This window comes from Aeromicrobium sp. CTD01-1L150 (assembly GCF_041951745.1).
Taxonomy (GTDB): domain Bacteria; phylum Actinomycetota; class Actinomycetes; order Propionibacteriales; family Nocardioidaceae; genus Aeromicrobium.
Genome location: NZ_CP169555.1, coordinates 203042 through 227574, shown reverse-complemented (window position 1 = coordinate 227574; position 24533 = coordinate 203042). Strand labels below are relative to the sequence as shown.

Below are 24533 nucleotides of genomic sequence, written 5' to 3'. Positions count from 1 at the left end.
CCCGGTATGCAGACCGGAGGAGCTGCAGGAAACCATGGAGCGCAAACCGACCCTCAGGAGATCACCGATGCAGACCACCCAGATCCGACTGGCCCGCCGACCCGTCGGCGAGCCGCAGGACGACGACTTCGAGACCACCACGGTCGAGCTGCCCGAGCTGCAGGACGGACAGATCCTGGTGCGCGCGGTGTACCTGTCGCTCGATCCCTACATGCGCGGACGGATGAGCGAGGCCCGCTCCTACGCCGCCCCGCTCGAGATCGGCGACGTCGTGCTCGGTCAGACCGTGTGCGAGGTGCTGGAGTCCACGGTGCCCCAGCGCGCTCCCGGGGACCTCGTGCTCGCCTACACCGGCTGGCAGACGCATGCCGTCGTCGACGCCCGCCAGGTGCGTCGCCTCGACCCCGACGCCGCCCCCGTCTCGACCGCCCTCGGGGTGCTCGGGATGCCCGGGTTCACCGCGTACGCCGGCCTGCTGGAGATCGGCCGTCCCGCCGAGGGCGAGACGGTGGTCGTCGCGGCGGCTGCCGGACCCGTCGGCTCGGCCGTCGGGCAGATCGCCAAGCTCAAGGGTGCCCGAGCCGTCGGCATCGCCGGTGGCGCGGACAAGACGCGGCTGCTGACCGAGGAGTTCGGCTTCGACGTCGCGCTCGACCACCGCTCCGCAACGTTCACCGACGACCTGAGGGCCGCCACACCGGACGGCGTCGACGTCTACTTCGAGAACGTCGCCGGCCCGGTCGGCGAGGCGGTGCTGCGGCGGATGAACACCTACGGACGAGTGCCGGTGTGTGGACTGGTGGCCAACTACAACGCCACGTCGGCCCCCGACTCGGCGTTGGGCTTTCCATCCTTCATGAACCTCGTCCTCACCCGCAGCCTCACCGTGCGCGGATTCATCCAGGACGAGTTCGCCCCCACCCACACCGAGGCCTTCCGTCGTGACATGACACCATGGGTGGCCGATGGCACGATCCGGTACCGCGAGGACGTCGTCGAGGGTCTGGAGAACGCCGTGGACGCCTTCCGCGGTCTGCTCGCGGGGCGGAACGTCGGCAAGCTCCTCATCAAGGTCAGCTGAGCACGTCCCGACGCACTGACATGCCCCCGGGCTTGGGCGTGACTCGCCGATCGGGTCGGCGTGCGCTGGGACCGACACCCACTAACGTGAGTCCAGGAACCCGCGAAAGGACACCACCATGGGCATCATCACCCTGCTGATCGTCGGACTGATCGCCGGCGCGCTGGCTCGATTCCTCGTCCCCGGGAAAGACCCGATGGGCATCATCGCGACGATCATCCTGGGTGTCGTCGGCTCCTTCGTGGGCGGCATGATCGGATCACTGTTCTCCGACAGCAGCGTGCTGGACTTCAACACCAGCGGGCTCGTCATGTCGGTCATCGGCGCCATCGTCGCGCTGCTCATCTACCGACAGTTCTCCGCCCGCAGCTGATCGGCGGACGTGCCGGCTCCCACCGATCGCGCGAGATGCTGACGCCCATGAGGGTGCACCTGCTGCGGGCGGTCAACGTGGGCGGGGCACGGCTGCCGATGGCGGAGCTGCGTGCGCTGGCCACCAACCTCGGTGCCGGCGACGTCAGCACGTACATCGCCTCCGGCAACCTGATGTGCACGCCCCCGGGTGGCTCCCCGGAGGACTGGGCGGCGTTCGACCGGGCGCTGGAGCGAGCCGTCGAGCAACGGTTCGGCTTCTTCCGGGAGGTGGTCTCGCGCTCACCCACCGACCTGCGGGACGCCCTCGCCGCCCATCCGTTCGAGGTCCTGGAACCGAAGTTCTCCCACGTCTACTTCCTGCTCCAGGCCCCGGACCCGGAGGCGGTGCGGGCCTTCGAGGACACCGACTGGGGCGGTGACGAGGTCCGGGTGGTCGGCCGCGACCTGCACATCCGCTACGCGGACGGGGCCGCCGGAAGCCGGATCACCCCGGCTCGCGTCAAGAAGCTGCTCGGCCACCACGGCACCGGACGCAACGTGGCCACGGTGCGCAGGCTCATGGAGCTCTCCGGTGGCTGATCTGCGACGGCTCACCGAGCTGATCGGCCGCGGTGACGTGCTCGTGCTCACCGGGGCCGGCGTGTCGACCGACTCCGGCATCCCCGACTACCGCGGTCCCGGATCTCCACCGCGCACCCCGATGACGTTCCAGGAGTTCATCGCCTCACGCGACAACCGCCGACGGTACTGGGCACGCTCGCACGTCGGCTGGGCACGCATGGGTGGCGCGCAACCCAATCCCGGGCACCACGCGGTGGCCTCGCTGCAGGCCGCGGGACTGCTCTCAGGGCTCATCACACAGAACGTCGACGGCCTGCACACCCGCGCCGGACACCCCGGCGTCATCGACCTGCACGGCCGGATCGACCGTGTCGTGTGCCTGGACTGTCGTGACGTGACTGCCCGCACCCGCCTGCAGCGACGTCTCGACGCGCTCAACCCGGGCTGGTCGGACCAGGAGGTCGCACTGGCGCCCGACGGGGACGTCGTCATCGAGCGCACCGAGACCTTCGTCGTCGCCGACTGCGAGCGTTGCGGGGGCCGGCTCAAGCCGGACGTGGTCTTCTTCGGGGAGAACGTCGCCAAGGACCTGGTGCAACGATGCTACGCACTCACCGACGACGCCGCCGCCGTGCTGGTGGTCGGCTCGAGCCTGCACGTCATGTCCGGGCTTCGGTTCGTACGCCGGGCGCGCTCCGCCGGCACACCCGTGGCCATCGTCAACCGCGGACCGACCCGCGGTGACGACCTGGCCACGCTGCGAGTCGACGCCGGGTGCAGCGAGACCCTGATGGCGCTGCGCGCCGGACTGCTCAGCTCAGCTGACGCAGGCGCACCGTCTCCGGCAGGCTCGCCAGCTCGGCCATGACGTCGGCGGTCACCGGCGAGCCGACGTCGGTGACGACGTAGCCGATCTCGCCACGCGTCGCGAGCGACTGTGCCTCCAGGTTGACGTCGTGCTCGCCGAGCAGTCCGTTGATGCGTGCCAGCACGCCCGGCGCGTTGCGGTGCACAAGGGCGAGCCGAGTGCGTGAGTCGTCGGCCGGCAGGTTCATCTCCGGGAAGTTGACGCTCAGCGACGTGCTGCCGAACGCCGCGTACGAGCGTAGCTTGGAGGCCACGAACCGACCGATGTCCTGCTGCGCCTCCTCGGTGGAACCGCCGACGTGCGGTGTCAGGATGACGTTGGGGACTCCACGCAGCTCGGACTCGAACGGATCACCCTGGCGCTTGGGCTCGACGGGAAAGACGTCCACGGCCGCACCGGCGATGTGACCGGACTCCAGGTGCTCCCGGAGTGCTGCAGGGTCGACGGCGATGCCGCGGCTGAGGTTGAGGAAGAGCGCTCGTGGCTTCATCAGACGCATCTGCTCGTCCCCGAACAGTCCGGCGTTGCCGGGTCGACCGTCGACGTGCAGCGTCACGACGTCGGAGGTCCGTAGCAGCTCCTCCAACGTCGAGCAGCGCCTGGCATTGCCGAGCGCGAGCTTGTCGTCGATGTCGTAGAAGACCACCTTGAAGCCCAGAGCCTCGGCGATGACCGAGAGCTGGCTGCCGATGTTGCCGTAGCCAACGATGCCGAGCGTGCGGCCCCGGACCTCGTGGCTGCCGGCGGCAGACTTGTTCCACACACCGGCATGCATGGCCGTGGACTTCTCGTGCAGGCGTCGAGCCAGCGAGATGATCTCGGCGATTGCGAGCTCCACCACCGAGCGGGTGTTGGAGTACGGCGCGTTGAAGACGGGCACACCGCGCTCGGTGGCGGCCGGCAGGTCGATCTGGTTGGTGCCGATGCAGAAGGCGCCGACGGCCAGCAGGTCGGGCGCGTTCTCCAGGACCTTCTCGGTGAGGTAGGTGGTGGAGCGGATGCCCAGCAGGTGGACGCCCTGGACGGCCTCGATGAGCTCGGCCTCGCCGAGCGCCCCGTCGCGGGTCTCCACGGAGTAGCCCTTGCCGCGCAGGAAGTCGCGGCCGTCGGCGTGGATGTTCTCCAGCAGGAGCACACGGACGTCACCGTCCTGCAGCGTCGTGGTCGCGGAGAGCGCGCGGTCGTCGGTGTTCATGGTCATCATCATGCTGGGTCTCCTCCGGTCAGCGGTGTGGGGGCTGACGCGGGGCCCAGGCGAACGGTCCCGAAGTCGATCTCGGCCAGTCGTCGGTGCTCCCTGGTGGTGTCCACCTCAACGCCAGTCGCGCCGACGAGGCTCAGTCTAGCGGGCCGGTCCCGTCCGCGAGGTGGGCAGCCACTCCTCGAACCGCTGACGTCCCACCCGCCACGGATCGCGCGGCACCAGAGCGCCGGACCGGGCGGCGGGCCCGCCTCCGGGCAGGGGCACCGGCAGCACGACGGCTCGCAGTCCGTCGGACCGGGCGACGTCACGCACCATGTCGACCATCGACAGCTGCTCCGGTCCCCCGATCTCGAGGGTCCGCTCGCTCGGAGGGCGCGCCGCGAGGTCGACCAGCGCCTCGGCGACCTCTGCAGCGGCGATCGGCGCCGAGAGCATCCTTGGCGCCATGACGAGCGGGCCGAGGCGGGCCCGTTCGGTCATCTGTCGCGCGAACTCGTGGAACTGCGTGGCCCGCAGGATCGTCGCCGGGCGTCCTGATCCACGCACCGCTCTCTCCTGGGCCAGCTTTCCCCGGTAGTAGCCGGTGGGGACCTCGTCGATGCCCACGATCGACAGCGTGACGTGGTGCCCCACGCCCGCCTCTGCCCCGGCCTCGAGCAGGTGCCCGCTCGTGGTCTTGAAGAACTCGGCGACCACACCGGCTCGCTGGCTGATCGGACCCAGGCAGTCGATCACGGCGTCGACGCCCTCGAGCCGCTCGACCAGACCACGGCCCGACGTCAGGTCGACGCCACTCGCGCGCGACAGCGGCACGACGTCGTGGCCGCCCAGCTCCGCAGTGCGCACGACGTGCCGGCCGACCACCCCGGAGGCTCCCGCGACGACGATCCTCACGACTGCTCCTCGGCGACGTCCCGGCCGCGGCGTACCGGGACGAGCAACACCACTGCCAGCAGCAGCGTGCCGCCGAGCGCGACGACGTTGCCGACCTGGTCGATCAGCTCCAGCTCGTCGAGGTGGTGCAGGTGGTAGAGGAGGTGCGGGACCGAGAACGTGGTCCACGCGGCACCCAGGAGCATCGTCTCGCGAGCACCACGCCAGGCGAGCACGAGCAGACCGGCGACGGCGAGCGCCAGGTAGAGGGCTCCCACGTCGCGGACCAGGTGCTCGTTGAACGGGCCGTCGACCGCCACCCACACCCGGTGCAGTCCCGGGAAGCTGTCGTAGAACTCGCGGGGCCAGCCGGTCGCCCACACACCCACGTAGAGGGCGGATGCGGTCAGGATCCCCACGGCCGCGGTGCGCATCGTCATTGTCATGCCCGTCTGACGACGCGGCCCCGCAGAACGTGACAGCGCGGCGTGCGAGCCGGGTGTGGCCGGGGAGGCCTGTGTCATCGTGGACGCGAGGGACGTCGGTGGATGCGAGGAGGGCAGACCGCATGGAGATTGATCCGCAGGTCCCACCGAGCGGTACGGGATGCGTGGAGTGCCTGCAGGCTGGCGGCTGGTGGGTGCACCTGCGACGCTGCGTGGCATGCGGTCACGTGGGCTGCTGCGACTCCTCGCCCGGGCAGCACGCGAGGGCCCACTACGACGCCACGGGCCACCGCGTCATGGCGAGCTTCGAGCCTGGCGAGGACTGGTTCCACGACTTCGTCTCGGCGGAGACCTCACACGGGCCCGCGCTCGCCCCGCCGTCGAGCCGTCCCGAGGAGCAGCCGGTTCCCGGGCCTGCCGGCGCGGTGCCGGACAACTGGAGGAGCCTCATCCACCGCTGAGCCGGTCGCGACGTCCGGCACGACGCGGCCCGGCTCAGTCCTTGGCGGACAGGCCGAACCGTGCGAGTGCCTCGGGCGGGACCGGCTGGTCGAGGTTGGCCAGACGCACCTGCCCCTGGGCGATGAGCCTGCCCTCCGGACCGAGGGAGTCCAGGTGCCACAGCTGCTGGGTTCGCCCCCGGTGGATGGGCGTCGCGGTGACGGTGATGGTGTCCCCGGCCTTGGCCTGACGGATGAAGTCCGTGGAGTTGTTGGTGCCGACGACGACGCCCTTCTCGCCCAGCCACATCTGACCCGCCAGGCTGGCTGTCGACTCGTGCACGGAGCAGTAGATGCCGCCGTGGGGAATGCCGAAGGGCTGCAGGTGCTGGTCGGTGATGGTGAACCTCACCACCACCTTGTCGGGGTTCAGGTCCACGTGCTCGACGCCGAGCACACCATCCAGGCCGGGGATCTCACTCATGGCGTGAGACTAGCGGTGACCTGCGCGGCATCGGCTCGACGGGCCCCACCAGGCTGCGTCCACGACACCTCGAGCCGTGGACGAGGCATAGCCAGCGGTCTCACGCTGCGGCATGCTTGCGCCATGGGAAGTCCGTGGCGACCCGAGCGGGAGGTCTCCGAGGAGGAGGCCGCCGAGGCGGTGCGCGCACTCGGTCTGGCCGGCGACGACGTCCGCCAGGTCGCCTCCGGGTGGGACAACACGATCATCTCGGTGGACCACGCGTGGCTGTTCCGCTTCCCCCGCCGGGCCATGGCACTGCCCGGGGTCGAGCGCGAGCTCGCCCACCTGCCCCGGCTGGCCGAGACCCTCCCGCTGCCGATCCCGGTCCCCGAGCATCACGGCACCACGGGCGAGCCGCCGTGGCCCTTCTGGGGCGCACGGGCCCTGCCCGGCACCGAGCTGGCGGTCAGCGAGCACGCCGACGTCGCGCAGGTGGCCGAGACGATGGGCCGCTTCCTGCGGACCCTGCACGACCTGCCCGTCGACGCATCGCTGCCCGTCGACCCGTTGCGGCGCAGTGACGCCGCCGACCGGGCGGCCCGGGCACGCCGCCTCCTGGCCGGCCTCGCCGACGCCCGGCTCGTGGGTCCGCTGCCGAAGGTCGACGCTCTCCTCGATGAGGCCGAGGCGCTCGGGCCCTGCGATGCGCCACCCGTCACGACCCATGGCGACCTGTACGCGCGCCACGTGCTCGTCGACGCCGACGGCCTGGCCAGTGGCGTCATCGACTGGGGCGACGTGTGCGCCGCACCCCGCTGCGTCGACCTCTCCTTCGCCTGGAGCTCCCTGCTCCCGGAGCACCGGCCGGCGTTCTGGCGCGAGTACGGCGACGCCGACGCCGACACGGTGCTGCGCGCCCGCACCCTGGCGGTGTTCATGCTGGCCACCGTGGCCTCCTACGCGCACGACTCCCGGCTGGACGTCCTGCTGGCCTCCACGCTCACGAACCTGGCCGCGGTCGCGGACTGATCCAGTCTCAGACGCGGGCGAGCAGGTCGAGCTCGTCGGCACGCTCCAGACCGGCCTTGCGTGAGCGTTCCAACCCGCGGGCCTGCTCGTCGGCGAGCACGTCCTCCAGGCTCTCGCGCAGCGAGCGGGGGCGCAGCCCGGCGGTTCGTGCCCGCGCGGTCGACATCCGGCACATGCCGGCGAAGCCCTCGGGGAGCCACAGTGGCAACGATCGCTCACCGGTCCACGGCTGGACGTCGTGCGCGGTGAGCCAGCCTCCGGCGACCGGCACCTGCGTCCCGGTGTGACGGGCGACCTCCGCGCTCCGGGCCACGAAGTCGGCGAGATCGAGCTCGTTCCCCGCGACGTTCATGACTCCCTGCACTCCTGCGAGCGACGCCCCGAGCACGAACGCCGCGACATCCCGGACGTCGACGACCTGGGCCGACGCACCTGGCAGGTCGGGCACGAGCACCGGCTCGTCGCCGGCGAGGGCGAATCGCGAGACCCAGTAGCCGCCGCGGTCGGACGGGTCACCTGGACCGACGATGAGACCGGCCCGGAGCACGAGGTGGTGGGGCAGCGCCGTCACGGCCTGCTCGCAGGCGACCTTGCCCTCGCCGTACGTCTCGGGCGTCGACACGTCCTGATCGAGCGGGTCACGCAGCGCAGCGTCCTCGTGCAGGGGGATCGAGAGGTCGGCGTAGACGTTGGCGGTGGAGATGAGCGTCCAGCGTCGGGACCGAGACCCCAACGCCGCCACTGCGTCGCGGGCGTGGCCGGGCTGGCGGGTGACGTCCACGACGAGGTCCCAGTCCTGCTGGACCTCCTGGTAGGCGCCCGACTCACCTCGGTCGGTCCGCACCGACCGCACGCCGTCCGGCACGGGCCCGGACTCGCCCCGCGCAAGACACGTCACCGCATGACCTGCCTGTGCCGCCTGCCGCGCCACCTCGCGGCCCAGCCAGGCCGTCCCACCCAGGACCAGAACGTCTGCCATCCGTTCACCCAACCACGGCCGACCACCATGGGGACAGAGCTGTTCACCCACGGCGGACAGGGCCGCCTAGCCTGCTTTAGGCGAGCCTGTTCTTCATTGCGAAGACTGGAATAACAGGGAACTCTGAGCGTTGTAGACCATCAGAGACACCTCGATCCAGGAGCTGAACCCATGTCCCCCACCACCCAGACCCCCACCACCGAGGCACCCTCGGCGCTCGCGACCACCCCCGACGTCGCTGCCGGAGCTGCACAGTTCCTCACCCCTGTCGTCCACGACCTCGAGGCGCTCGTCGTCAACGGCAAGCAGGCCCACTGGCACGTGCGCGGCGGCAGCTTCGCCGGCGTCCACGAGCTGCTCGACGACCTCGTCGCGCACGCCCAGGACTTCGCCGACACCGCCGCGGAGCGCATCGTCGCCCTCGGGCTGCCGCTCGACTCCCGCTTGGAGACGGTGGCCGCCAAGTCGACGCTGCCGACCCTCACCGACGGTTTCCAGCCCTACCAACAGACCGTCGCCGAGGTCGTGGCCCAGGTCGATGCAGCGCTCGTCACCGTGCGCGCCGCCGTCAACGGCCTGGACGACATCGACCTGAGCAGCCAGGACGTCGCCATCGAGATCGAGCGCGGCCTGACCAAGGACCGCTGGCTGCTGCAGGCACACGTCGCAGCCTGAGTGCGGTCAGTCACATCCCGCACACGGTGAGGGTAGGTAAGCCTATACTGACCATGTGAGGTCCCATCGCCGTCGTACTCCCCTGCAGCACGTGCTGGTCGCCGGAACGACTGAAGAACGCCCCGCCATCCAGCGTGTGCTCGACATGCTGCCCGCGGACGCCTACGGCCAGGTGCTGCTCGAGGACGACCCCGATGTGCCGAGCCGCACCCTGAGCGCACCGTCGCGCGTCACCGTCCAGCGGGTCAGCCGTCTCGACGAGGCAGTCTCGACGTGGGTCGCGGAGTGGCTGCCGCACGAGCCGGACCCCACCCGGTCGGTCACCATCTGGCTGGGCGCCCGTTCCGGTGTGCCGACCGATGCACGGTGCCACGACCTGCGCACGCTCGTCGAGCTGACCTGAGTCCCTCACGGTCGACAACGCGCCGCAGGGTCTCCTACACTCGGCCCCCACGTCCGCAGGGGAAGGGGATCGTATGGGACGCCACCCGACGTGGTTGGGAACGTCCGTCTGCGCCCTCGTCCTCTCCCTGGCGAGTTGTTCCTCCTCCGAGGCCGGCGACGGCGACGGCTCTGACGACGGGGCCGATCTCGCCCGGTTCGCTACCCACGACGTGGCCGAGCTGCTGCGCGCCGAGCCAGGCCGGATGGACGCCGCCCAGGACCGTGCGGACGTCGTGGCCGAGCTCGCCGAGCGGGTCGAGGACGACGATCTGGAGGGGGAGGAGCTCTTCCACACGCTGCTGGACCTCGGAGCCGTCGACTACCGCCCCTACCAGGAGTACCTCGACACCTTCGAGATGGAGTTCACCGATCCCGGGGAGCGACCCGACGGATCCACCGATGTCGAGGCCCCCGCGGTCGCCCCGCTCAACCTCCTGGTGCTGTTCGATGCGAGCAGCAGCATGCGCGGCCAGGTGGACGGCCGGCCCAAGATCGAGCTCGCCAAGCAGGCGGTCGAGGGCTTCATCTCCCAGGTACCCGAGGGTGCCCACGTCTCGCTGCGCGCCTACGGTCACACCGGCAGCAACCAGCAGAAGGACAAGGAACGCTCCTGCTCGACCACCGAGGCCGTCTACCCGCTCGGCCCCTTCGACGAGGACGACTTCAGTGACGCCCTGGACGCCTTCGAGCCCACCGGCTTCACGCCGATCGCCCTGGCGATCGAGGAGGCGATGCAGGATCTCCCCGACAGCGACAGCGCCCGCAACGTCGTCTACGTCGTCAGCGACGGCGAGGAGACCTGCGGCGGCGACCCGGTGGCGGCCGCCGAGGCCCTGGTGGACACCGACGCCGAGGCCGTCGTCAACATCATCGGGTTCGACGTGCGCGACGCCGAGCAGCAGGCCCTGAGGGACATCGCCGACGCCGGCAACGGTTTCTACCACGGCGCCGACAGCGGCGACGACCTCCGCCGGCTCATGCGCGCGCAGGCCGATGAGCTGCGTGTCCAGTGGGCTGAGTGGCGTGACCGGAGCCGCACCACGATCGCCACGGAACGCGACACGACCCGCACAGAGGCCGCCGAGCTGCGCGACAGGAGCCGTCTGCTGGCCACCGGGGAGGCCGACGACCTCCGGACGGTCGCCGACGACCTGGAGAAGGTCGTCGAGTACGACGTCCGAGCCCTGCGCGCCACGATCCGCGAACGCTCGATGACGATCCGCAAGCACCTGTGGGAGCACTTCACGACCATCCGCAAGGACGTCTGGGCCGAGGGGAGCGAGCTGCGCAGGGACATCTGGGAGGAAGGCACCAGCGAGCGCCGCCGGATCTACGAGGAGAGCCGCGGGAACTGACCGGTGCTGCAGACGTGATGCTCAGGAATCACCGGAGACGGCACGGGCCTTGAGCACGTCGTCGACGTCCTGACCGTCCAGGTGAAACTCGCCGCGCTGCACCCCCTCCTCGGCGAAACCACAGCGTGCGTATAGCCGTCGTGCTGCGTGGTTGTGCCCGAGCACTCGCAGGGTCACCCGCCGGGCGCCGCGCTCACCGGCCCACCGCACCGCCGCCTCCACGAGGGCCTGGCCGACCCCTCACGCCCATGGCGGGTCCTGCCTCGGGGGCTTGCGCTCCCCCACCACGAAGGCGGCCAGCAGCCCCCCGAGGGCACCGAAGAGGTGCGCCTCCCACGAGACGCCGGGGGTGCCCGGCAGGACACCCCACAGGATGCTGCCGTAGGCGATGATCATGATGCCGCCGAGCACGATCTGTCCCCCGTCGCGGTTGACCAGCCCCCGCACGGCGAGGTGGACCAGCCAGCCGAAGACGATGCCCGACGCCCCCACGTGGATGCTGCCGTCCTGGCCGACGAACCACGTGCCGATCCCGCTCACCAGCCACACGACGGCCGTCACCGCGACGAACGTCCGCACACCGGAGAGCGCCAGGAAGAAGCCCATGACCAGCAGCGGGACGGTGTTGCTCACCAGGTGACCGAAGCCTGCGTGCAGCAGGGGCGCGAGCACGATGCCCTCCAGCGCATCGGTCTCCCGCGGGCGGATGCCGTACTCGTCGAACCTCATCGGCAGGACAGCGTCGGCGATCTCCAGCACCCACAGTGCCCCCACGAACCAGACGATGAGCACGGCTGCTCGACGCGGCGCACCCTGAGCGAACTGCATGCCCAGAAGCCTAGGCGCTGCCAAGACAGCCTTACGGAACCGGGCACGCGTGGGAACACCGGCCGCGGTCCGTGACGTTGACGACGGTATGCCCACGATCGCCGTCACCGGGGCCACCGGAACCATCGGTCGCCTCGCCACTGCACTGCTGGTCTCCGCCGGCCACCGTCCACGACTGCTCGCCCCCCGCCCGGAGCGCATCACAGGAACCGGCCTGGACGTGGCGCGCTGCGACTACGCCGACCACGGAAGCGTCCGGGCTGCGCTGGAGGGCGTCGACGTCGCACTGTTCGTCTCCGGGCGCGAGGACGCCGACCGGCTCGCGCAGCACCGGGTGTTCGTGCAGGGAGCCGTCGACGCCGGCGTGCAGCACCTCGTCTACACGTCCTTCGTCGGTGCCTCCCCCACCTCCACGTTCACCCTCGGCCGCGACCACGGCGCCACCGAGGAGGCCGTCGTCGCCTCTGGGATCGCCCACACCTTCCTGCGCGACAGCTTCTACGCCGAGGTGTTCGCACTCTTCGCCGACGAGTCGGGCGTCATCCGCGGGCCTGCCGGGCAGGGCCGCGTGGCGACCGTCTCGCAGCACGACGTCGCGGCGGTGGCCGCCACCGTGCTCACCTCACCGGATGGGCACGTCGACACGACCTACGACCTGACCGGGCCCGAGGCTCTCACGCTGACCGAGATCGCCCGGCGACTGAGCGAGGTCACCGGCCGCGAGCACACCTACGTCGAGGAGACGCTGGAGCAGGCGAGGGCGAGCCGCGCACCGTACCGTGCCCCCGACTGGCAGCTCGATGCCTGGATCAGCACCTATACCGCGATCCGTGACGGCGAGCTCGAGACCGTGAGCGACGACGTGGAACGACTGCTCGGGCGGCCCGCCACCCGGTTCGAGGACGCCGCGGCGCAGCAGTACCTGGTGTAGCCCGACGCCGTTTCCTCCTCAGGTGGTCACCGCCGCCGCTCGGTCAGTGACTCGGCACGCTCGCGCAGCGGTTCCGTGAGCTTCTCGACCCCTTCGCCGAGCTTCTCCAGGCTGCGGGACACGACGTCCGGCCGGTCGGGCAGCTTGTCCACGGGGGCCACCTCACGCGCATCCGGTTCGGGCGTCGGCTCCTCGTCCACCTCCGGCGTGGCCGGAGGGCTCGATGGCTCGGCGCTCACCTCAGGACTCGGCGCCTCACGGGGTTGCTCAGCCGGCGGGGACGGGTCCTGGCTGGGGCCCGACAGGTACCGAACCGGTGGGGGCAGCGTGTCCGGCATGTCATCCAGAGGAGAGATCGAGCAGGTGATGCAGACCTGACCGGCTCGGACGTTCGCGTCCCTGACCGCCTCGGCGGCAGCCTCGTAGGGTCCAGCGACCGACGTCGGCAGGCCTTCAGAGAGGCGGGCCAACGTGCCGCTCGCCGTCCGCGCGAAGGAAAGAACCCTTTCGACGGCCGCGGGCTCATCACCCTCACGGTAGGACCTGAACAGCATCGTGGCGCCCTGCTCGGCCTGAGCGGCAAAGGCATCGAGCGTGCGGCCGAGGTGCTCAGCTGCCCCAGGATCGTCCTGCCGGGCCGCCAGCCTCTCGACCTCGAGCAGGCGATTCTGCGCCAGCTGGAGCCGGGCCACACCGTTGGCGGAGTCGTCACGCGTCAGGGCAAGTCGAGAACCCTCAACACCTCGCTTGACGGGATACAACGCCTCCCCGGGCAAGGCGTTCGCACTTCCGCCGACCAGGCCGAGCGACCCGCACGCAAGGGCAGCCGACGCAACGACGGCGCTGATCTTGCGGCGTGCTCGTCGACTCCTCGGCGCTCGATGAGCCCGGCGGGGCGTGCGGCCGGCTCTCGCACCAGGCACGTCCGCGGGCTGTCGGGTGGCGGCCTCGTGCATCAGCTGCCCGCGTAGCCGGCTCCGGAACTCCTGGTCGGGTGGACCCGGGGCCACCCGACGCAGCCGGTCCGCGACGCACACCAGGCGGGCGATCTCGACGTCGTCGGACTCTCCCTGGACGAGGGCATGGTCGAAGGCCTCGGCTCGCGCGACCTCCCACGGTCTGGTCAGGATCATCGTCGGGCACCTCGCAGGCGCGCTGCCGAGCCCCGGAGGGGGTGGCTGTGCAAGCTCGTCACGTGAGGTCCTCCTTGTCCAGCACGCGGGCCAGCCTGCGCAGCGCCCGCATCTGCAGCTGCCGGGTGGCTCCCTCGCTCCGCTCCAGCGCCAAGGCGGTCTGGTGGACCGACATGCCCTGGATGAACCGCATCAGGAGACAGTCCCGCTGCTCGGCGGGCAGGGCGTGCACCGCCGCCATCAACGTCTCGCTGGTCAGCATCTCGACGACCGCGGCCGCGGGACCGGCCGCACGATCGGTCGACTCCGGCAGCTCCTCGGTGACGAGCTCGCGCCGTTGCCGACTCGACTTGTAGTAGTCGGCGATCAGGTTGCGCGCGATGGTGGTCAGCCAGGCGCCGAAGTCCTGCCCCTGCCAGTTGAACGTCGTGATCGAACGCAGCGCGCGGGTGAAGGTCTCGCTGGTGAAGTCCTCGGCCAGGTGACGCGAGCCTGATCGGGCGTAGGCGAATCGGTAGACCCGTGAGACGTAGTGCTCGTAGAGCTGCCCGAAGGCCTCGGCGTCCCCGGCGCGCGCGAGGTCCACCAGCGCGGACATCCGCGTCTCGACGGAGCCGTCCTCGGGCGGCGGCGAGCCGCCCGAGGTGGGTCGTGCCCTGAGGACGGGCGAGGCCTCCAGGAGTGAGTTCGCGATCGCGAGCTCGCGCGCTGGCAGATACGACGGGCCCCGGACCCAGGAGAGCGTCGCATCAAGAACGTGCACCAGCGGAGCCATGGCTGCCCTCCCGAGAAACGAGCGAATCCGATAAATCCAACATATAGGATAAATCGCTCGGCGGCCATGGACCCGAGCCCGGCGTTGCGTCCCGCTCGTGAGGGTGCGCGGCGACCGCGGAACCCGTCGCCCTGACCGGGTGGGTGACTGCGCAGTCACGAGGGACAACGAGACAGGCGCGGTCTTGTCACGGGGCGAGAGTTCGTGGCGCTCCCGACGCGTGCAGCGAGCGCATGCACATCGACCCCCACTGGGTCGAGCTCGGCGATGGGCCGGGCACCTCAGCCGAAACGGCCATGCGTGACCCACCGGTGGATTATACTGGCCAGTAGCCAGGGGCGCCGATCACGAAAAGCGGCGATGGTCTCGACTTGCCGAGACCGGATTGACACCAGGGAGTTGTTTGATCGATGGCCGATCAGCCAGAGTCTTCAGACGCAGAGTCCGAGTTCCTCACACCAGCAGAGGTCGCCAGACTGTTCGCAGTCGATCCCGGAACCGTCTCGCGTTGGGCGAACAGCGGCAAGCTGCCCTTCGTCCGCACCCTGGGGGGCCACCGACGCTTCCCGGCCCGGGCCATCGCCGCGCTGCTCGACCAAGGATCTGAGCAGTAGGTCACGTCGGCCCTCCCGGTGACGTCCATCGGGCCGTTGCCAGTGCGCGCTTTGCGTGGTTTGCTGAACTTCAGCATTGATTGGATGGCACTCGACTCACGCGAGGTGTGACCCATGGCCGATCCTGTTCCCGCTCATCAGTCCGACCCCGGACCGGAGCATCCGCCGACGACTCTCGGATCCCACGAGTACTGGCGGACCATCACCCCCACCGATGAGGTCCAGCACTACCTGGACACCGTCGACCGGCTCGCCGAGGAGTTCGGCGCCCACCGACGCTCGGAGATCGCCGACACGGTGAGCGCGTGCCGTCAGGACCTGGCGACCGTCCCCACCTCGGCCGTCCCCGAGATGGTCGAACGGCTGGCCCATCAACGCCTCACCTCCGCCACGCCCCGGAAAGCATCCTGACGGACGAAGCCCCGGCAGCAACGGCGTCGGACCATGACCGGGGGGCGGGGTCCGATGAGACATGCGCGGTTGCTGCCGGGGCGGCTCCGGCGAGCTCAGTTGTCCTGAGCGGACTCCTGGTCGCAGTTCTTGGCGTTGCTCGAAGCGTTGCCGTCGTTCTCCACCAGGCCGATGACACCGGCGATCTGGTCGAACGGCACCTGAACACCGAGCACGTTGACGGGCACCGTGTTGTTGCAGACCTGGAACGGTCCCACGTTGTTCTCACTGACGTTGGCCAGCGAGGAACGGGACGAGGGGCCGTTCACGTCGTCAACGGCGGTGGCAGCCGAGACGCCGAGGCCGAGCGACGCGATCGTGGCGACGGCGGCCGATGCTGCGAACTTGCGGGTGAGCGACATAGGTGACGATCCTTTCGGTTGAGACGACCGGCCCGATTTGCCTGATTCGTCCGTTTTGTTCCTTATGTTGATTAACGATGGCCGTGCGGTGGTGTGACGACCCGCTCGAGTCTTTGTCCGGCCGAAAAGGACCGCGCAACGAAAGTGGGGCAGGGCGGTGACTCCCCTTGGGAATCACCGCCCTGCCCCACTTCATTCAGAACCTCGTCGCGCCAACCGCACCGAGGCTCCGGGCCTCAGGCTGCCGCGCCGCGACGACGGCCGTAGGCGATCGCAGCAGCTCCGCCTGCCAGACCGAGGAGGCCGGCAGCCAGCAGGGCCGCGCTCGGGCCACCTGCGCCCGGCAGCTGTGCCTGAGCGCTGGCATCGCCGCCGCCGGCACCGCCGAGCCCGTCGTCACCACCGTTCTCGTCACCGCCGGGGGGCTCCTCCTCGCCGGGGGGCTCCTCACCCGGAGGCTCCTCCTCGCCCGGAGGCTCTTCGCCGTTGCCCTGGCGGGACTCCTGGACGCAGTTCTCGGAGTTGGACGCGGCGTTGGCGTCGTTCTCCACCAGACCCAGGTTCCCGGCGACCTGATCGAACGGCACCTGGACACCCAGGACGTTCACCGGAACATTGTTGTTGCAGACCTGGAACGGACCCACGTTGTTGTTGCTGACGTTCACCAACGACGAACCACCACGGTCACCGCCGTTGTTCTGGGCAGACTCCTGTGCACAGTCCTTGGAGTTGGACGCGACGTTCCCGTCGTTCTCCACCAGACCCAAGTTCCCGGCGACCTGATCGAACGGCACCTGAACACCCAGGACGTTCACCGGAACATTGTTGTTGCAGACCTGGAACGGACCCACGTTGTTGTTGCTGACGTTCACCAACGACGAACCACCACGGTCACCGCCGTTGTTCTGGGCAGACTCCTGTGCACAGTCCTTGGAGTTGGACGCGACGTTCCCGTCGTTCTCCACCAGACCCAAGTTCCCGGCGACCTGATCGAACGGCACCTGAACACCCAGGACGTTCACCGGAACATTGTTGTTGCAGACCTGGAACGGACCCACGTTGTTCCCACTGACATCCACCAGCGAGGAACCGCTGCTGGGCGCGGCCTCGGGGTCGTCAGCAGGCTCCTCGAGGACCTCTTCCTCGACGGCGGGCTCGACGGGCTCCTGGGCGCCGCCCTCACCCTCAGCAGCCTCGCCGCCCTGGCCGGAACCGTCGTTGTCCTGCGTGCTCTCCTGCTCGCAGTCCTTGGAGTTCTGCGACTCGTTCGCGTCGTTGTCGACGCCTCCTGCGCCGCCGGCAACCTGGCCCACGGGCACCTGGACGCCCAGGACGTTGACCGGGACGTCGTTGTTGCAGCCCTGCACCGGGCCCACGTTGTTGTTGCTGATATCCACCAGGGAGCTGCGCCCCTCATCGCCGGGCGTCTCGGCGGCAACGGAGGTTGCCGCGCTGGCGGCTGGCGCACCCAAGGTCATCATGGCGGCGGTGGCAAAGGCGGCAGCAGCCGCGATCCTCGGTGGTGACATGAGGGGCATTGATCCTTTCGGTCAACGGGCCGCCCCATGGTTGATGTCGCCATGGGAGCGCCGTCGTGAGCGATTCGAGGGAATTGTTCCGAATATTCGTTTTGTTCTCTAACGAGGCCGGGCCCCGGCTGTGACGAACGGATCGGATCTGCCGCCGCGACGGTTACGATCACGCCTGGCTGTCGCGGCCGGGAGGTTCCACAGGCCCGCCCTCATGTGGGGCGAGGTGCCGGTCAGGGCTGCATCATCGCCCCGGGGCGGGCCCGTGGCCCCCAGCGGTACTAACGGCGCCCCCGCCATCTTGTGACGGCCGCCAAGACGACGTCGGCGGCCGACCGGTGAGATGGCTGTGGGCTCGGTGCGCAGAGGCACTGGCTCAGGCGGTGACGTCCTCCACGAGGTCCTCGGTGGCGCTCTCCAGCAAGCGAAGGATCTCCGACTCCTTGAAGCGACGATGCCCACCGAGGGTGCGAATCGAGCTGATCTTGCCCGCCGTGGCCCACCGGCTCACCGTCTTGGGGTCGACGCTGAACAGGTGGGCCACGTCGGCCGGGGCCAACAAGCGCTCACTGTTCGTCTCGTCGGGCTCCGTCATCGTCCGAGGATACCCCGCTGGGCGGGGGAGGCGGTGAGTCCGACGGCAGGGCCGAGACACCCGGGACCTGCTGGTAGCAGGCCTGGCACAGGTACCCCTGAATGTTGCTCACGATGATTCCGGCACCACAGCAGGCAGACTCAACGGGCGCAACGGTCCCCCCGTGTCGCTCCGGAGTGCGCTGACGCCGGTCCTGCCAAGCGTCGATCCCCCTCACGATGAGCCGCTTGCTCAGCACGACGGCCACGGCAAGCAGCACCACGGTCCAGACCGCCACCTGCATGGCGACCCGAAAGAGGACGAACACCACGCTCGCGGCAACCTGCAGGCCCCGCAGGAACTTCATCGCGATGCGACAGAGGTCTGCGACACCTCCGTTCGCGTCGATTCAGGCGCGCCACCGGGGTCGGGTTCGACGAGCTCCGGAGCATCACGCTCCACCGCCTCAGCCCCATCGCCTGCGGTGGGACCGTCATCGGGTTCTGCCGCCTCACTGGCCACCTCGACCTCGGCGACCTCGCTGCCCAGTCCACTGACCAGGTCCCGCAGCTCGGACAGCTTGCCGATGATCTCGTCGCGATGCTCGTGGAAGGCCTCCGCATCGCGCCGCGCAGGCTCGAGGACGCGCCGCGCCTCCTCCCGGCCGTGTGCCTCCGCCCGTTCGCTCCGCCGGCGGGCGGCCTGCATCATCTGCTCGGCCTCCTGCCGGGCGCGGGACCGGACCTCCTCGGCCTCCTCGAGCGCCTCGTCACGAACCCGAGCAGCCTTCTCGGCAGCCTCCGCGACCCGTCGGTCCAGGGCGGCCACTCGCTCGGCTGCGTCCGAACGCAACAGCTCGGTCTCCTGCATGGCCGCTCGGTGGGCCTCGACGGCCTCGTTGCTCAACCGCTCCTTCTCCACCGCAAGACCGCGGCGCGTGTCAGCGACCTCACGGTCAGCGAGGGCACGAGTCTCCTCGGCCTCACGCTGGGCCTGCGCATGCAGGGCGTCGAGCTCCTGGCGGGTGGTCAGCCGCAGCTGATCGGCCTCGCGGCGCGCGTCGGCGATCGACTGCTCCGCCTCGGCCTCTGACTGCTCGCGCCGAGCCTTCACGTCGGCGAGCGCTGCTTCGCGCTGCCGCTCGATCTCGGCCAGCTGGTCCTGCATGACCTGATCGGCCTCGTCCGCGGCCTGGGCCCGCAGCTCCGCTGCGGCCTTCTCACTTCGCTTGCGCAACCGCTCGGCCTCGCTCGTGGCCGTCGACATGATCTCGGCGGCCTGCTTCTCGGCGGCCTTGAGCATCAGCGATGCACGATTGCCCAGACCGGCGTAGGTGGGCTGAGCCGCCTCGGCGAGCCGCGCCTTCAGCTCGGCGGCCTCAGCCTCGAGCTCGGAGATCCGCTGAGCCGACCGCTCCGATGTGCTCCGCAACTCATCGAGCTCCTGCTGCGTCTCGGCGCGCTCGGACTCGAAGTGATCGATCCACTCATCGACACTGGACTGCTTGTAGCCCCGCCGAGCCAACGGGAACCGCGGCACCTCATCCTTCGGATCGGCTTCGGCCGGGACGCGTTCAAGGTCATGGTCAGTCATGGGACGCCTTCGTGGGATGACGGACGGTCCGCCGCATAATTACATATACCGAGCAAAACCTGCGCCGATGGGGTGTCACAAGGGCGCAGCATCGTCGTTAACACCTGCAAGCGACGCATAGCGGACCCACCAACCACACCCGACGACCTCGACGTCTGGTCTCCGCGGAGGCAAACCTCACTCCGGTGCCTCACCACGGGTCCTGCGCCTACGGCTGCGCGCGTGAGGGCAGACCTCTTCGCCGCGACGGCCTCGGACCTCGCAACCCTCGGCGCGCCAACGCACCGACGACTTCCCGGACGGAAGAAGACCTGCATGCCTGAGCCATTGGATGCCCACCTCGACAATCCCTGTGTGGACCCGGTGATCCTCGAGGAGCTGATGCTGCTCACCGAGGTGATGATCGCGACCCGGCGAGAGCAGAAGCCACTGCGTCAGGACACGATCGACCTCATCCTCGGCATCGAGCCGTGCCCCGGGAAGCTCGCCAGTTGATCGCCCACCCGCCCGCCGAGACGTGCTCCACCACCCATCCAGTCCCCTCAGCGTGCGAGGCCTCGCGCGCTCAGGGGGAGATTCATCCCGCTCGAGCGGAGATTCACCCGAGAAACGGATGCTCACCATGGAACGGAAGTCGACCATGAGCAGTCTGATGGAGTTTCACCGAGCACGGCTCGTCGCGCTCGACAACTGGAACCTGGCCCAGGAGGCGATGGCCTCCTCAAGCTTCCCGGTGCGCGCGCTCACCGAGACCCTGGGAGTCACCGAGCTCGGCGCGCACTCGATCATCGCGATGCTACGCAGCGAGTCCGTCCCGGAGCGAGCACACATCGAGCAGCACCTCCACGAGCTCGAGCAGATGCGCTACAGCGTCACCGACCGGAGCATCGGCCGGCGCGTCGCCCTCGCGCGTTCGAGCGCGCGCCACATGCTCGCCTGACGCAGCGTCCCCCACCGGATACCGTCAGCTGGACGGCTCCGTCGGCTCCTCGGTCGGCTCATCCGTCGGAGTCGGAGTCGGGTCGGTCGGCTCATCCGTCGGAGTCGGAGTCGGGTCCGTTGGAGACGGAGACGGCTCCGTGGGAGACGGACTCGTCGCAGGCGGGTCCGTCGGCTCATCGGTCTGGGATGGACTCGACGGAGCACCGCTCGATGGACTGGTGGTCGTCCCGGTGGAAGGTTGCCGCAACACGGGCATCGTCGTCTCGAGGGGCGGGAGCACCGGCTCATGGACCAGCTCGCGCTCATCGGGCGACGGGACACCAGACTCCGCCGGCTCCTGCGTGCGCTCCGGTCGGCCCGCATCGTACCGACCGGGGTCCGAGCCGCCCGCAGCACCAGACGCGCTCTCCGAGCTCACGGTGGGACCCGGCACGAGGATGGACAGCAGCACACCGACTGCCAGCAGCGCACCGACCGAGACCAGGCTTCCGACGCGCATCCCGGTGCGCCGGACAATGTCTCGTGTGCCCCGGTGCACGGGGGACGACGGCGCGGAGGTGCTGGCGACCGCGGCCGCGACGGGCTCGGGTTGCGGCTCGGGCGCGGGTTCAGGTTGCGGCTGGGCCGCAGGCGCAGCGGCGTGGACGGGGGCCTGTTTGGCAGCAGGAGTCGTCGGCGGGCTCTCCCGGGAGATCGTGGTCGGCGTGGCGACGACCTCAGGGGGCGTGGCGGCGCGCGCCATCGCCGCCAGCTCACGCGAGAGCGCGGACGCATCCGGCCGGGCACGGGGATCACGCGCCGTCATCGCGCGCAGGACCCTGCTCCACTGCGGACCGAGCGAGGCCGGCAGGAGCGGATCGCGAGCCAGGCGGGATGCCGTCGTCTCTGCGTCGTCCCCCGGGAAGGCGGGCTCGCCCGTCAGGCACTCCAGGAGGATCAGCCCGGCCCCGTACACGTCGGCGGACCGGCCGAACCCGCGCCGAGAGGCCTGCTCCGGACTCAGGTAGCGCGTGGTCCCGACCGGCTGGGACGTCGAGGCGAGCCGGTCCAGTCCGGAGAAGCGCGCGATCCCGAAGTCGGTCAGCGTGACGCTCGGCGTGGCACCCGGCCCGACCAGCACGTTGGAGGGGTCCATGTCGTTGTGGACGATCCCCGCGCCGTGCACGGCAGCAAGGGCCCAGCACAGCTGGGCCCCGATCTCGGCCACGTCACCCGGGGGCATGCCACCACGTCGCTGGAGCTCCGACAGCGGGCGTCCCTCGATGAGCTCGAGCACCAGGTACGACGGATCCTCCCCGATGTGGACGTCGTGCACCGCGACCACACCCTGGTGATCGAGCACCGTGCCGATCCGAGTGCGTGACGTCTGTCGTTGGAGCGCCTCGACCGAACCAGCCGCCTGCACGATCACCTTCACGGCGACGGCACGACCGTGCATCAGGTCACGAGCCCGGTAGACGGTCGACGTACGACCTCGTCCGATCACCCCCTCGAGCTGGTACCGACCGTCGAGGACGGTGCTCGCGGGCAGGTCCGAGGAAGTGTTCATGATCCTCTTCTCGTTCGAGTACTCGTGGCACAGAGCGCTACTGGTTGCCTGAACTAACGCCGAAGCCGACGTTCTGTGACGGGTCTGCGCAGATGCCGTCCGGACGTCCGTGGTCAGAGCGCCTAGGCTCGGCTTGCATCCCGGCCGCGGCTCGACATAGGAGAGACTCATGAGCAACCCCACCCCCGACACGGCCGTGCTGTCCGTGACCGGAACCGCCACCATCCGCGACCACGACGAGCCGCCGGCGCCGGGTGTGCTCAGCGTCAAGCTCGTCACCAAGGCCGGGGACGTGCTGGCCGGCGTCGCCGTGGCAGCCACGGAGGCCGACACGCCCTTCGAGCTGACGGTCGACGCGACCCTCGCTCCGCAACCGAACGCACTGCGCCTGTGGGCGATGCTGCGCACCGACGTCGGCGTGTGGGGTACTCCGGACCTCATCACCGTGCGTGAGGAGCTGGTGCTGTCGCGGGTCGACGGCTGATGGCGCGCGGTCCCGCCGTCACGCACCTCGAGGAGTCGCAGGTCCGCGACGACCGCCGTCCGGTGCTGGGGCGGATCGCCGTCCTGCTGCGGCCGTACCGCGGCCAGCTCGTCCTCGTCGGGATCGCCGTCGTCACGTCCGCCGCGCTCACCTCCGTCGTCCCGTTCCTCACCAAGGCGGTCTTCGACGACGCCCTGTTCCCGGACGCCGGCGGACCCGACCTCGGCCTGCTCGGCTGGCTCGTCGTCGCGATGTGCGTCATCCCCGTGGTGACGGCACTCATCTCCGTGGCCCAGAACTGGCTGACCGCCACCGTCGGGAACTCGGCGATGGCCGACCTGCGCGGTGCGCTGTTCGAGCACCTGCAGAAGATGGAGCTGGCATTCTTCACCGCCACCAAGACAGGCGCCATCCAGTCGCGTCTGGCCAACGACGTCGCCGGTGTGCGCACGGTGCTCACCGACACTGCGACGACCATCCTGCAGAACACCGTCACGGTGGCGGCAGCGTTCATCGCGATGGTGCTCCTCTCCTGGCAGCTCACGGTCCTCACGCTCATCCTCATGCCGGTCTTCATCGCCGTGCAGCTGCAGGTGGGCAAGCGCCGCCAGCGGCTGGCACGCAAGTCACAGGAGTCGTTGTCGGAGATGACGGCGATCACCGAGGAGGCGCTCAGCGTCTCCGGGATCCTGCTCTCCAAGGTCTTCAACCGCGCCGACGCCGAGACCGAGCGCTACCGCGAGTCCAACCGTGAGCAGGTGCGGCTGCAGGTGGACCAGGCCATGACCGGCCGGACGTTCTTCGCCACGGTACAGACGTTCTTCGCCATCACGCCGGCGCTCATCTACCTGGTCGCGGGGCTCATGCTCAGCGGCTCGATGCCCGGCGGCGATGCAGCCCTGACGGCTGGGACGCTCGTGGCGTTCACGACGTTGCAGGCTCGTCTGCAGATGCCGTTGATGCAGCTCATGCGGGTGACACTGGACGTGCAGACGTCGCTCGCGCTGTTCCGACGGATCTTTGAGTACCTGGACCTCGAGCCGGCAATCACCGAGCGGCCGGGGGCCGCTGCCCTGCCACCGTCGACCCGCGGCGGCATCGAGCTGCGCGACGTCTGGTTCCGCTACCCCGAGCCGCGCTCCCTGTCCGGTCCCGCGGCCAGGTCGCGGTACGGCGACGCGGCTCCCGTGGACCGCGACCCGGGCGACGCGGCGAGCGAGGAGTCGGGAGGCTGGGCACTGCGGGGCGTCTCCCTGCGGGTCGAGCCCGGGCAGATGGCGGCCATCGTGGGGCCGTCCGGCTCGGGCAAGACCACGGCGACGTACCTGGTGCCGCGCTTCTACGACGTCACGCAGGGCGCTGTCCTCATCGACGGCCACGACGTGCGCGACCTGACGATGAGCTCGGTCGCCGACACCGTCGGCATGGTGACGCAGGAACCGTACCTGTTCCACGGCACGATCCGCGACAACCTCGCCTACGCTCGTCCGGACGCGAGCGACGAGCAGATCGAGCAGGCGGCACGCGATGCCAACATCCACGAGCGGATCATGACCTTCGCCGACGGCTACGGGACCATCACCGGTGAGCGCGGCTACCGGCTGTCCGGGGGCGAGAAGCAACGGCTGGCCATCGCGCGAGTGCTCCTGAAAGACCCCCGGGTCCTGATCCTCGACGAGGCGACGTCGGCCTTGGACACCGAGACCGAGCGTCTGGTGCAGGAGGCGCTGGAGCGAGCGACGGACAACCGCACCACGATCGCGATCGCGCACCGCCTGTCCACGATCCACAACGCCGACGTCATCTTCGGCCTCGCCGACGGCGAGATCGTCGAGTCCGGGACCCACGACGAGCTCCTCACCGCCGGCGGGCTCTACGCCCGCCTGTACGCCGAGCAGTTCACCCAGCAGCCCCTCACCCGGCAGAGCACCCGCCGGGACTCCCGTCGCGCCGACATCCCGCTCTGACCGGGG

General features: G+C 69.8%; 30 protein-coding genes, 1 pseudogene and 1 riboswitch. Of the genes and pseudogenes, 16 read left to right on the top strand and 15 right to left on the bottom strand.

The features are described 5' to 3' along the window. Positions 1–67 precede the first annotated feature (67 nt). From ACEVFP_RS01105 to ACEVFP_RS01090, 4 genes are all read left to right on the top strand, one after another. Entirely contained in the window at positions 68–1081 is a 1014-nt protein-coding gene (locus ACEVFP_RS01105) for an NADP-dependent oxidoreductase (protein WP_375001501.1), read from the top strand. Positions 1082–1199: 118 nt separating this feature from the next. After that, the gene (locus ACEVFP_RS01100; protein WP_375001500.1) at positions 1200–1454 is read left to right on the top strand and encodes a GlsB/YeaQ/YmgE family stress response membrane protein; all 255 of its coding nucleotides are present in this window, start codon (positions 1200–1202) and stop codon (positions 1452–1454) included. Positions 1455–1501: 47 nt separating this feature from the next. Beyond that, positions 1502–2035, top strand: coding sequence for a DUF1697 domain-containing protein (locus ACEVFP_RS01095; RefSeq protein WP_375001499.1), 534 nt, complete (start codon positions 1502–1504; stop codon positions 2033–2035). After that, positions 2028–2885, top strand: coding sequence for an NAD-dependent protein deacetylase (locus ACEVFP_RS01090; RefSeq protein WP_375001498.1), 858 nt, complete (start codon positions 2028–2030; stop codon positions 2883–2885). The genes ACEVFP_RS01095 and ACEVFP_RS01090 overlap by 8 nt, the downstream gene beginning before the upstream one ends. Here ACEVFP_RS01090 and serA read toward each other — a convergent pair. The 3 genes from serA to ACEVFP_RS01075 form a co-directional block, all read right to left on the bottom strand. Further along, positions 2830–4086 (bottom strand): phosphoglycerate dehydrogenase, encoded by a 1257-nt coding sequence (serA, locus tag ACEVFP_RS01085; protein ID WP_375003741.1) that lies wholly within the window; start codon positions 4084–4086, stop codon positions 2830–2832. The genes ACEVFP_RS01090 and serA overlap by 56 nt on opposite strands. A 40-nt stretch (positions 4087–4126) precedes the next feature. Beyond that, positions 4127–4221: riboswitch (ZMP/ZTP riboswitch) on the bottom strand. Between the two features lie 6 nt (positions 4222–4227). Further along, positions 4228–4983: an SDR family oxidoreductase gene (locus ACEVFP_RS01080; RefSeq protein ID WP_375001497.1), complete on the bottom strand. Its 756-nt coding sequence runs from the start codon at positions 4981–4983 to the stop codon at positions 4228–4230. Further along, positions 4980–5408 (bottom strand): hypothetical protein, encoded by a 429-nt coding sequence (locus ACEVFP_RS01075; RefSeq protein ID WP_375001496.1) that lies wholly within the window; start codon positions 5406–5408, stop codon positions 4980–4982. The genes ACEVFP_RS01080 and ACEVFP_RS01075 overlap by 4 nt, the downstream gene beginning before the upstream one ends. Positions 5409–5530: 122 nt before the next feature. Between ACEVFP_RS01075 and ACEVFP_RS01070 the strand changes: the two genes are divergently transcribed. After that, positions 5531–5869 carry a UBP-type zinc finger domain-containing protein gene (locus ACEVFP_RS01070; RefSeq protein WP_375001495.1) on the top strand — a complete coding sequence of 113 codons (339 nt, stop codon included), beginning with the start codon at positions 5531–5533 and terminating at the stop codon, positions 5867–5869. A 34-nt stretch (positions 5870–5903) separates the two neighbouring features. Here ACEVFP_RS01070 and ACEVFP_RS01065 read toward each other — a convergent pair whose 3' ends face one another. Further along, positions 5904–6332 (bottom strand): PaaI family thioesterase, encoded by a 429-nt coding sequence (locus tag ACEVFP_RS01065; protein ID WP_375001494.1) that lies wholly within the window; start codon positions 6330–6332, stop codon positions 5904–5906. A 123-nt stretch (positions 6333–6455) separates the two neighbouring features. Between ACEVFP_RS01065 and ACEVFP_RS01060 the strand changes: the two genes are divergently transcribed. Continuing rightward, positions 6456–7343, top strand: a complete 888-nt coding sequence (locus ACEVFP_RS01060) for a phosphotransferase (RefSeq protein ID WP_375001493.1) — start codon at positions 6456–6458, stop codon at positions 7341–7343. 7 nt (positions 7344–7350) lie between these two features. On the opposite strand, the gene ACEVFP_RS01055 is transcribed toward ACEVFP_RS01060, so the two are convergent. Then, on the bottom strand, positions 7351–8322 hold the full coding sequence (locus tag ACEVFP_RS01055) for an oxidoreductase (protein WP_375001492.1): 972 nt from the start codon (positions 8320–8322) through the stop codon (positions 7351–7353). A 171-nt stretch (positions 8323–8493) separates the two neighbouring features. On the opposite strand from ACEVFP_RS01055, the gene ACEVFP_RS01050 reads away from it, so the two are divergent. From ACEVFP_RS01050 to ACEVFP_RS01040, 3 genes are all read left to right on the top strand, one after another. Then, on the top strand, positions 8494–8997 hold the full coding sequence (locus ACEVFP_RS01050; protein ID WP_375001491.1) for a Dps family protein: 504 nt from the start codon (positions 8494–8496) through the stop codon (positions 8995–8997). 55 nt (positions 8998–9052) lie between these two features. Beyond that, the gene (locus ACEVFP_RS01045; RefSeq protein ID WP_375001490.1) at positions 9053–9400 is read left to right on the top strand and encodes an SIP domain-containing protein; all 348 of its coding nucleotides are present in this window, start codon (positions 9053–9055) and stop codon (positions 9398–9400) included. Positions 9401–9473: 73 nt separating this feature from the next. Further along, a complete protein-coding gene (locus ACEVFP_RS01040; RefSeq protein WP_375001489.1) occupies positions 9474–10796 on the top strand; it encodes a VWA domain-containing protein in 1323 nt (440 codons plus the stop codon). A 21-nt stretch (positions 10797–10817) separates the two neighbouring features. Here the strand turns inward: ACEVFP_RS01040 and ACEVFP_RS01035 are convergent. After that, positions 10818–11024 (bottom strand): annotated as a pseudogene (locus ACEVFP_RS01035) (GNAT family N-acetyltransferase); the annotation flags it as partial. 12 nt (positions 11025–11036) lie between these two features. Next, positions 11037–11624 (bottom strand): rhomboid family intramembrane serine protease, encoded by a 588-nt coding sequence (locus ACEVFP_RS01030; RefSeq protein WP_375001488.1) that lies wholly within the window; start codon positions 11622–11624, stop codon positions 11037–11039. Positions 11625–11712: 88 nt separating this feature from the next. Here ACEVFP_RS01030 and ACEVFP_RS01025 point away from each other — a divergent pair, with 88 nt between their 5' ends. Next, positions 11713–12555: an SDR family oxidoreductase gene (locus tag ACEVFP_RS01025; RefSeq protein ID WP_375001487.1), complete on the top strand. Its 843-nt coding sequence runs from the start codon at positions 11713–11715 to the stop codon at positions 12553–12555. A 26-nt stretch (positions 12556–12581) separates the two neighbouring features. On the opposite strand, the gene ACEVFP_RS01020 is transcribed toward ACEVFP_RS01025, so the two are convergent. Together ACEVFP_RS01020 and ACEVFP_RS01015 are read right to left on the bottom strand one after the other, a co-directional pair. Then, positions 12582–13688, bottom strand: a complete 1107-nt coding sequence (locus tag ACEVFP_RS01020; RefSeq protein WP_375001486.1) for a DUF5667 domain-containing protein — start codon at positions 13686–13688, stop codon at positions 12582–12584. A 58-nt stretch (positions 13689–13746) separates the two neighbouring features. Beyond that, a complete protein-coding gene (locus tag ACEVFP_RS01015) occupies positions 13747–14463 on the bottom strand; it encodes a sigma-70 family RNA polymerase sigma factor (RefSeq protein ID WP_375001485.1) in 717 nt (238 codons plus the stop codon). A gap of 410 nt (positions 14464–14873) precedes the next feature. Here ACEVFP_RS01015 and ACEVFP_RS01010 point away from each other — a divergent pair, with 410 nt between their 5' ends. Further along, complete coding sequence (locus ACEVFP_RS01010; protein ID WP_375001484.1) at positions 14874–15077, top strand: BldC family transcriptional regulator; 204 nt, start codon at positions 14874–14876, stop codon at positions 15075–15077. Between the two features lie 114 nt (positions 15078–15191). Then, the gene (locus tag ACEVFP_RS01005; protein WP_375001483.1) at positions 15192–15488 is read left to right on the top strand and encodes a hypothetical protein; all 297 of its coding nucleotides are present in this window, start codon (positions 15192–15194) and stop codon (positions 15486–15488) included. A gap of 95 nt (positions 15489–15583) precedes the next feature. Here ACEVFP_RS01005 and ACEVFP_RS01000 read toward each other — a convergent pair whose 3' ends face one another. From ACEVFP_RS01000 to ACEVFP_RS00980, 5 genes are all read right to left on the bottom strand, one after another. Beyond that, entirely contained in the window at positions 15584–15889 is a 306-nt protein-coding gene (locus tag ACEVFP_RS01000; protein ID WP_375001482.1) for a hypothetical protein, read from the bottom strand. Between the two features lie 236 nt (positions 15890–16125). Continuing rightward, positions 16126–17418, bottom strand: coding sequence for a hypothetical protein (locus ACEVFP_RS00995; protein ID WP_375001481.1), 1293 nt, complete (start codon positions 17416–17418; stop codon positions 16126–16128). A gap of 376 nt (positions 17419–17794) precedes the next feature. Beyond that, entirely contained in the window at positions 17795–18013 is a 219-nt protein-coding gene (locus ACEVFP_RS00990; protein ID WP_375001480.1) for a BldC family transcriptional regulator, read from the bottom strand. Continuing rightward, complete coding sequence (locus ACEVFP_RS00985; protein WP_375001479.1) at positions 17985–18359, bottom strand: hypothetical protein; 375 nt, start codon at positions 18357–18359, stop codon at positions 17985–17987. Before ACEVFP_RS00985 ends, ACEVFP_RS00990 begins: the two co-directional genes overlap by 29 nt. Continuing rightward, positions 18356–19585, bottom strand: a complete 1230-nt coding sequence (locus ACEVFP_RS00980; protein WP_375001478.1) for a hypothetical protein — start codon at positions 19583–19585, stop codon at positions 18356–18358. Before ACEVFP_RS00980 ends, ACEVFP_RS00985 begins: the two co-directional genes overlap by 4 nt. Before the next feature lie 315 nt (positions 19586–19900). Between ACEVFP_RS00980 and ACEVFP_RS00975 the strand changes: the two genes are divergently transcribed. Both ACEVFP_RS00975 and ACEVFP_RS00970 read left to right on the top strand, forming a co-directional pair. Then, entirely contained in the window at positions 19901–20080 is a 180-nt protein-coding gene (locus ACEVFP_RS00975; protein WP_375001477.1) for a hypothetical protein, read from the top strand. A 145-nt stretch (positions 20081–20225) separates the two neighbouring features. Next, on the top strand, positions 20226–20525 hold the full coding sequence (locus ACEVFP_RS00970) for a hypothetical protein (RefSeq protein WP_375001476.1): 300 nt from the start codon (positions 20226–20228) through the stop codon (positions 20523–20525). 24 nt (positions 20526–20549) lie between these two features. Here the strand turns inward: ACEVFP_RS00970 and ACEVFP_RS00965 are convergent, their stop codons facing one another. After that, entirely contained in the window at positions 20550–22076 is a 1527-nt protein-coding gene (locus ACEVFP_RS00965; RefSeq protein ID WP_375001475.1) for a serine/threonine-protein kinase, read from the bottom strand. A 169-nt stretch (positions 22077–22245) separates the two neighbouring features. On the opposite strand from ACEVFP_RS00965, the gene ACEVFP_RS00960 reads away from it, so the two are divergent. Continuing rightward, a complete protein-coding gene (locus tag ACEVFP_RS00960) occupies positions 22246–22560 on the top strand; it encodes a hypothetical protein (protein WP_375001474.1) in 315 nt (104 codons plus the stop codon). Beyond that, entirely contained in the window at positions 22560–24527 is a 1968-nt protein-coding gene (locus tag ACEVFP_RS00955; RefSeq protein WP_375001473.1) for an ABC transporter ATP-binding protein, read from the top strand. The genes ACEVFP_RS00960 and ACEVFP_RS00955 overlap by 1 nt, the downstream gene beginning before the upstream one ends. Positions 24528–24533 lie beyond the last annotated feature (6 nt).